The 8,694-nt window shown below is 76.2% G+C and carries 2 protein-coding genes; one reads left to right on the forward strand and one right to left on the reverse strand.

All coding sequences use genetic code 11. From position 1 onward, the window contains the following. Positions 1–91 precede the first annotated feature (91 nt). Positions 92–7,372, reverse strand: coding sequence for an amino acid adenylation domain-containing protein (locus ACZ47G_RS02535; RefSeq protein WP_465739592.1), 7,281 nt, complete (start codon positions 7,370–7,372; stop codon positions 92–94). Between the two features lie 256 nt (positions 7,373–7,628). Here ACZ47G_RS02535 and sbnA point away from each other — a divergent pair, with 256 nt between their 5' ends. Continuing rightward, complete coding sequence (gene sbnA / locus ACZ47G_RS02540) at positions 7,629–8,660, forward strand: 2,3-diaminopropionate biosynthesis protein SbnA (RefSeq protein WP_465739593.1); 1,032 nt, start codon at positions 7,629–7,631, stop codon at positions 8,658–8,660. The last annotated feature ends 34 nt before the right edge of the window (positions 8,661–8,694 follow it).

The raw sequence follows: 8,694 nt of genomic DNA on the forward strand, positions 1-8,694 counted from the left end.
TCCCTCCTCCTCCTGGTGCCCCCCCCCCCCCCCACATTCCCCCCCCCCCCCCCCCCCCCCCCCCCCCCCCCCCCCCCCCCCCCCGCCCCCGTCAGCCGAGGCGGCGCAGGGCGGCGTCGGTGATCGCACCGATCCGCCCGGCCGCCTCCCTGTTCAGCATCTCCTCGTGGTCGCAGGGCACCCGGTGCACCGTCAGCGGCCCGCCGAGGTGCGGCTGCCAGCGCTCGACCGCCGGACCGTCCCCGGTGCCGTCCCCGGCACTGTCCCCGGTGCCGTCCCCGGAGCCGTCCGCGACGAAGAGCAGCAACTCCCCGTCGAACCGCCCGGGGGTGAACTCCCGCGCGATGTCGGTGTGGTGACGCATCACGGTCATCAGGCGGGACAGCTCCGCCTCGTCCACACCCGCCCCGGCGGCGTGGTGGTCCAGGAACGCGGACCGGATCTGCTGGTCGGTGGGGTCCGGGTCGCCCGGGTGCACCGGCTGGACGTCCAGCGCCGCCAGGAAGGCCACCGGCTCGCCGGCCGACCGGAGTTGGACGGCCATCTCGTGGGCGACCAGCCCGCCGAAGGACCAGCCCAGCAGGTGGTACGGGCCGTGCGGCTGCACCCGTCGGATCCGGGCCAGGTACTCGGTGGCCAGCTCCCGCACCCCGACCGGCTTGCGCCACTGCCCCGCCGGCGCCGCGATGCCGTCGGACTGGAGGGCGTACACCGGCCGGTCCGGGTCCAGGTGCGCGGCCAGTTCGGCGTACGGCAGGCCGAAGCCGACGCCGCCGTGCACGCAGAACAGCGGCTCGGCGCCGCCGCCGGGCCGGATCGCCAGCAGCGGCTCCAGCAGCGCCGACGGGAGCGGCCCCCGCTCGGTGGGCCGGGCGGCCGCGGCCAGGGCCGCCACCGTCTTGTGGGTGAACACGTCGGCCAGCGAGAGGGTGAGCCCGGCCTTGGCCGCCCGGCCGACGATCTGCACCGAGCGCAGGCTGTCGCCGCCGAGCGCGAAGAAGTCCCCGTCGGCGTCGACCCGGTCCAGCCCGAGGACCTCCGCGAAGACCGCCGCGATCGCCTCCTCGGCCGGGGTGCGCGGCGGGCGCACCCGGTCCGCGGCCCGTTCCGGCGCCGCCGGCTCGGCCCCCGGCTCCGGCAGCGCCCGGACGTCCAGCTTGCCGTTGGCGGTCAGCGGCAGCGCGGGCAGCGTCACCAGGGCGGCCGGCACCATGTGCGCGGGCAGCGACTCGCCGAGGAAGGCCCGCAGCACCGGGACGTCGACGGCGGCCACCCCGGGCAGCGGAACCACGTACCCGACCAGTCGCTGACCCCCGGTCGGCGTGCTGCGCACCCGTACCGCGGCCTGGACCACCACCGGGTGCCTGGTCAGCGCCGCCTCGATCTCGCCGGGCTCGATCCGGAAGCCGCGCAGCTTGATCTGGTGGTCCGCCCGGCCGACGTGCTCCAGGGTGCCGTCGGCCCGCCAGCGGACCAGGTCCCCGGTGCGGTACATCCGGGTGCCGGGCTCGCCGTACGGGTCGGCGACGAAGCGCTCGGCGGTGGTCACCGGACGGCCCGGGTAGCCCCGGGCGAGCCCGGCCCCGGCGAGGTACAGCTCGCCGGTGACGCCGACCGGCACCGGGGCCAGCGCCGCGTCCAGCACGTACGCCCGGTGGCCGCCCAGCGGACGGCCGATCGGCGGGCGGCCGGTGGGCAGCGGGCCGGTGCCCGGGAGCAGCCGGTCGCTCCAGGTGGCGCAGACCGAGGCCTCGGTCGGGCCGTAGGCGTTGCGCAGGTCGAGCCGCCCGGCGAGGCGGTCCACCAGGGCGGGCGGGCAGGCCTCGCCGCCGACGGCGAGCAGCAGTCCGTCCGGCAGCGGCGCGTCCTCCGGCAGCCCGGCCGCGACGGGGGGCGGCAGGATGGCGTGGTCGACCCGGTGCTCGGCCAGCAGCGCGGCCAACCGGTCCCCGTCGAACCGGCTCTCCTCGGTGGCGAACACCAGGGTGCCGCCCACGCACAGCGAGGCGCCCAGCTCCCAGACGCTGGCGTCGAAGCTGAAGGACGCGAACTGCAGCACCCGCCGGCCCGGGCCCAGCAGCCCGTGCAGGCCGGCCACCAGGTTGACCGCTCCGGCGTGCGGCACGGCGACGCCCTTGGGCAGGCCGGTGGAGCCGGAGGTGTAGATGACGTACGCGGTGTCCTGCGGGGTGAGCGGCCGGGTGCGGTCGGCGTCGCCGGGGTCGGTGTCCGGCTGCCCGGCCAGTTCGGCGAGCGTACCGGGGGCGTCCAGCAGCAGCGGGACGGCGGCCGTCGGGGGCAGCTCCACCCCGTCGACGGCCAGTACCTGGACGGGCGCCGCGTCGCCGAGCAGGTGGGCGATCCGCTCGGCCGGGTAGCGCGGGTCCACCGGCAGGTAGGCGGCGCCGGTCTTGAGCACCGCCAGCAGGGCGACCACCAGCTGCGGGGAGCGCGGCAGGGCCAGCGCCACGACGTCCCCGGGGCCGGCCCCTCGGGCCAGCAGCAGGTGGGCGAGCCGGTTGGCGCGGGCGTTCAGCTCGCGGTGGTCCAGGCGTACGGTGCCGGGCCCGGCCGGGACGGTGTCGGGGGCGATCAGCGCCGGGCGGTCCGGGTGCTCGGACGCGGCCCGCTCCAGCAGCGCGGGCAGGGTGGCGGCGCCGGACCACCCGGCGGCCGGCGGCGGGGCCGGCGGGCCGCTCCACTCGGTCAGCAGGACGCGCCGCTCCTCGGCGGTGAGCAGCTCCAGGGCGCTGAGCGGGGCGTCGGGGGTGCGGGCGGCGGAGTCCAGCAGGGTGGCCAGCGAGCGGGCCAGCCGGGTGGCGGTGGCGGCGGTGAAGAGGTCCTCGCGGTACTCCAGCAGGATCTCCAGCCCGGCCGGACCGCCGTCCGCCGCGGTGCGCTCGCGGACCTGGAAGGACAGGTCGAACTTGGCCGCGGTGGTGTCGACGGGCAGCACCTCGGCGGTCAGGCCCGGCATCGACGGCAGCGCCGCGTTCCCGGCGGCGGCGTTCCCCGAGTCGGCGTTCCCGAAGGTGGCGTTCCCGAAGGTGGCGTTCCCGAAGGTGGCGTTCTCGAAGGCCAGCACCACCTGGAAGAGCGGCTGGCGGCCGGTCGAGCGGACCGGGTTGAGCCCCTCGACCAGCTGCTCGAAGGGCAGTTCGGCGTGGGCGTAGGCGGTCAGGTCGGTCTCCCGGACGCGGCCGAGGAGTTCGCGGAAGGCCGGGTCGCCGGAGGTGTCGGTGCGCAGCACCAGGGTGTTGACGAAGAAGCCGACCAGCTCCCGGACGGCCTCCTCGGTGCGCCCGGCCACCGGGCTGCCGAGCGGGATGTCGGTGCCGGCTCCGAGCCGGGTGAGCAGGGCGGCCAGCCCGGCCTGGACGGCCATGAACAGACTGGCGCCGCCGTCCCGGGCGAGGGCGGCGAGCCGGGCGTGCGCCTCGGCGGGCAGTGCGCAGCGGACCTCCGCGCCGCGCTGCCCGGCCCGGGCCGGGCGCGGGAAGTCGGCGGGCAGCTCCAGCTCCTCCGGGATGCCGGCCAACACCTCGCGCCAGTGGGCGAGTTCGGCGGCGGCCAGGCTGTCCGGGTCGTCCTTGGCGCCGAGCAGGGCGCGCTGCCAGAGCGCGTGGTCGGCGTACTGCACCGGCAGCGGCAGCCAGTCGGGCGCCCGGCCCTCGGCCCGGCACCGGTAGGCGGTGGCGAGGTCGCGCACCAGCGGGCCGAGCGACCAGCCGTCGGCGGCGATGTGGTGCACCGTGATCACCAGTGCGTGGTCGGTCGGACCGAGGACGAACAGCCTTGCGCGCAGGGGCACTTGGGCGGACAGCGCGAAGGGGTGGGCGGCCTCGGCGGCCAGCGTGCCGGGCAGTTCGGCCGCCCGCAGCTCCACCGACTCCAGTGCGCCGCCCGCGAGTTCGGCCTCGGCGACGGTGAGCACCAGCTGCGAGGGCAGGCCGTCCGCCTCGGCGAAGACGGTGCGCAGGCTCTCGTGCCGCTCCAGCACGTCCCGGACGGCGGCGGTCAGCGCGGCCCGGTCCAGCGGACCGGTCAGCCGGACGGCCAGCGGGATGTTGTAGGCCCCGGTCGGGCCGTCCATCCGGTCCAGGAACCAGAGCCGCTCCTGGGCGTGCGACAGCGGCACGGTCGCGGGCCGCTCGACGGCGCCCAGCACCGGCCGGGCGCGCCCCCCGGCCGCGGTGGGCACCGGCGCCCGGTCGGCCCGCCCGTCGCCGGGCCGCCCCTCGCCCGCCGGTCCGTGATCGGCCGGTCCGCCGCCGGCCGGTCCGCCGCCGGACAGCGTCCGGGCCAGCCCCTCGGCCGTCCGGGCGTCGAACAGCGCCCGCAGCGGGACGTCCCCGCCCAGCTCGGAGCGCAGCCGGTTGACCACCCGGGTCGCCGAGAGCGAGTGGCCGCCCAGCGCGAAGAAGTCGTCGTCCGCACCGACCCGCTCCAGCCCGAGGGCCTCGGCGAACACCGCGCAGAGCAGTTCCTCGCGCTCCCCCACCGGCGCCCGCCCGGTGCCCGCGCGCTCCTCCGCCGGGGCGGGCAGCGCCTTGCGGTCGACCTTGCCGTTGGGGGTCAGCGGCAGTTCGTCCAGCGGCACGTACACCGCCGGCCGCATCGACCCGGGCAGCACCGCCGCCGCCCGCTCCCGCAGTCGGTCGAGGTCGAGGCCGGCCGGCACCACGTGGGCGACCAGCCGGACGTCCCCGGCCCGGTCGGCGCCGGCCGTGACGACGGCCTGCCGGACGCCGGGCTGCGCGGCCAGCACCGACTCGATCTCGCCCAGCTCGATCCGGTGGCCGCGGATCTTCACCTGGAAGTCACTGCGCCCGGCGTACTCCAGCACCCGGCCGCCGGTGTCCCAGCGGGCGATGTCGCCGGTGCGGTACATCCGGCTGCCGGGCGGGCCGTACGGGTCGGCGGTGAAGCGCTCGGCGGTCAGGCCGGGTCGGCCCAGGTAGCCCCGGGCGAGGCCGGCGCCGGCCAGGTAGAGGTCCCCGTAGGTGCCGTCCGGGACCGGCCGCAGCGCGCCGTCCAGCACGTAGGCCCGGGTGTTGGCGATCGGGGCGCCGATCGGCGGCGGACCGGACCGCTCCCCGTCCAGGACGGCGGCCGTGGACCAGACGGTGGTCTCGGTCGGGCCGTAGACGTTGGTCACCGAGGCGCAGTGCGCGGTGAGGGTGCGGGCCAGCGGCTCGGGCAGCGCCTCGCCGCCGACCAGGGCGCGCAGACCGGCCAGCCGAGGGGCGTGGTCGGCCGCGAGCGACTGCCACAGGCTGGGGGTGGCCTGCAGCACCGTCGCGCCGAGACCGGTGACGGCCCCGGCCAGCGCGGCCGGGTCGCGGACGGTCTCCCGGTCGGCGAGCAGCAGTTCGGCGCCGGTGACCAGCGGGACGAACAGCTCCAGGTTGGCGATGTCGAAGCCGAAGGTGGTGACGGCGAGCAGCCGGTCGGCCGGGGTGACGGCGAAGCGCTCGGCCATGTCCCGGACCAGGTTGACCAGGGCGGCGTGCGGCACCACCACGCCCTTGGGGCGCCCGGTGGAGCCCGAGGTGTGGATGACGTACGCCGGGTGGTCGCCGGACGGCTCGCGCGGGGTGCCGGGCGCGGCCGCCGGCGGCAGGCCGTCCGGATCGTCGAGGATCCACGACTCACCGGCGAACGGGAGCAGTTCGCGCACCCGGCGGTGGGTGAGGGTGACCACCGGGGCGGCGTCCTCGATCATGAGCCGCAGCCGCTCCACCGGGTGGTCCGGGTCCAGCGGCAGGTAGGCGGCGCCGGACTTGAGAACGGCCAGCGCGGCCACCACGAGGTCCGTCGAGCGGTCGAGGGCGATCGCCACCACCCGCTCCGGGCCGGCCCCGGCGGCGACCAGTCGATCGGCCAACTCGTCGGCGCGGCGGTGCAGTTCGCGGTAGCTCAGGCGCTGTCCGGCACACCGCACGGCGGGCGCGTCCGGGGTGCGGGCGGCCTGGGCGGCCAGCAGCGGGGCGAGCCAGGGGCCCGGCGGCGGGGTCGCGGTGGCGTTGCGGTCCTCGAGGATCCGGGCCCGTTCGGTCGCGTCCAGGACGTCGAGGCGGCCGCAGGGCCGGTCGGGCGCGACCACGGCGGCGGCCAGCAGCCGGGCGAAGCGCCGTCCGATCAGCTCCGCCTCGGCGGCGTCGACCAGGGTGGGCAGGTGGTTCACCGCGAGGCCGAAGGGCGTGCCGGGGAAGACGGTGAGGGTGACCGGGAAGTCGGTGGCCGAACGGATGTCGACGCCGGTCACCCTGGAGTCGCCGGCGACCCCCAGACTGCCCATCGGGTAGTTCTGGAACATCAGTGCGGTGTCGAAGAGTTCGCCGCGCACGGGGGTGAGCTGCTGCACCTCGGCCAGGGTGAGGTGCTCGTGCGCCAGCAGCCCGGTCTGGGCCCGCTGGACGGCGGCGAACAGCTCGGCGGGGGTGCGCTCCGGGTCGACGTCCACCCGGACCGGCAGGGTGTTGGCGAACAGCCCGACCATCCGCTCGACGTCCGCGAGCCCGGCCGGGCGGCCGGAGCTGACCGCGCCGAACACCACGGTGGACTGGCCGGTCAGCCGGGACAGCAGCAGCGCCCAGCAGCCCTGCACCACCGCGTTGACGGTCAGACCGCGCGCCCGGGCGAAGGCGGTCAGCCGCTCCGCCACCGCCGGGTCGAGGTCCAGCGGGACGGAGCGCGGCAGGGCGTCCGCGGCCTCGCCCCGGCTGCGGCCGGCCGGCACCAGCCGGGTCGGCTCGGTCACCCCGGCCAGCGCCGCGCCCCACGCGGTCCGGGCGGCCGCACGGTCCTGGGCGCCGAGCCAGGCGAGGTGGGACTGGTAGCGGGTCGGCGGCTCGGACGCCCCGGATCCGCCGGCCAGTTCGGCGAGTTCACCGAGCAGGGTGACCATGGACCAGCCGTCCAGCAGGATGTGGTGGACGGTCCACAGCAGTCGGCAGCGCCCGTCCCCGGCGCGGGCCAGGGTGAGCCGGTGCAGCGGCGGGCGGGCCAGGTCGAATCGGCGCAGCCGGTCCTCCTCGGCCAGACGCTCGAACCCGGCGTCGGCCTCCGCCCCGGCGCCCGGCACCCCGACCTCCCGCCAGGGCAGCGCGACCGCGGTCGGCACCACCTGCACCACCTCGCCGTTGCGGCGCGGCCGGAAGCAGGCCTTGAGGTTGGGGTGCCGCTCCAGCAGCTCGCCAGCGGCGGTGCGCAGGGCGGCGGCCCCCGCTTCGGTCAGCTCCTCGAAGTCGAGCACCAGCTGAATGGTGTAGACGTCCGTTCCGGCGCGGTCGTACTCCGAGAGAAAGAGCAGTCCCTGTTGCAGCGGCGAGAGTGGAAGGACTTCACTGATGGCGGACGGCCGATTCAAACCGGGCTCCTCACGTAAGGCCCGCACGAGTGCGGTGAAGGTGCGGTGCACGTACGGATTAACAAACGTTTTCCGATGGCGCTGACGGGCAACTGACCGGCAACTGACGGACGGCTGACGCACGACCTCCACCTGCGTGGTCGAACGCCGCACGGGGCCCGTCAGCAATCCGTCAGCCCTCCGTCAGCTCCTCGTCAGCGATCGGCGGGAGGCTTGCCGTCGAGGCTAATTCCTTACCGAAGGCCAGGAGTTCTCCGTGCCGGTCATTTCCGCGTCACACGAATTCGAGGTCAGTGACCTCTTCGTGAATCTTCAGCCGATCTTCGGGCACCGCCTCTTCCTGAAAGTGGAGGGATTCAACTTCGCCGGGTCCATCAAGCTGAAGGCGGCCCGGGAAATGGTCGCCCGGGCCGAGGAGTCCGGCGCGCTGCGGCCCGGTTCGACACTGGTGGAGTCCTCCTCCGGGAACATGGGCGTGGCGCTGAGCGTGCTCGCCGCGGCGCGCGGCTACCGGTTCGTCTGCGTCACCGACTCCCGCTGCAACGAGGCCACCCGGCGGATCATGGAGTCCTACGGCACCGAGGTGCACGTGATCACCGAGCCGCACCCGGAGGAGGGCTTCCTCGGGGCGCGGATCCGGCACGTCCGGGCGCTGCTGGCCGAGGACGAGCGGCGGGTCTGGCTCAACCAGTACCTCAGTCCGGGCAACTGGATGGCCCACTACCGCACCACCGCGCCCGCCATCGCCCGCCAGTTCCCGGACCTCAGCGTGCTGTTCGTCGGCGCCGGCACCACCGGCACCCTGATGGGCTGCGCCCGGTACTTCCGGGAGCGGCGCCCCTCGGTGCGGGTCGTCCCGGTGGACAGCGTCGGCTCGGTCACCTTCGGCACCCCGCCGGCCCCCCGGCACATCCCGGGCCTGGGCACCAGCGTCCGCCCGCCGCTGCTGGACGACTCGCTGGTGGATCCCGCGATCCACGTCGAGGAGCGCGACACCGTGCGCACCTGCCGGGAACTGATGCGCGAGGGCTTCCTGTTCGGCGGCTCCACCGGCACCGCGGTGAGCGGGGCGGTGCGCTGGCTGGACGAGCACCACGGCGACGGCGTGGGCGGCGTGCGGACGCGGGTGACGGCCGTGACCATCGCACCGGACCTCGGCGAGCGCTACCTGGACACCGTCTACCACGACGAATGGGTGGCCCGCTCGATCGGTCCGGAGGGCCTGCTGCCGGGCGTCGCCCGCGGCGGCCTCGGCCTCGGGGCCGGGCTGCACGCCGTGACGGGCTGAGCCGGGCGGACCGGGTCCGGAGGGTCACCACGGA

Source organism: Kitasatospora sp. NPDC030952 (genome assembly GCF_055571335.1).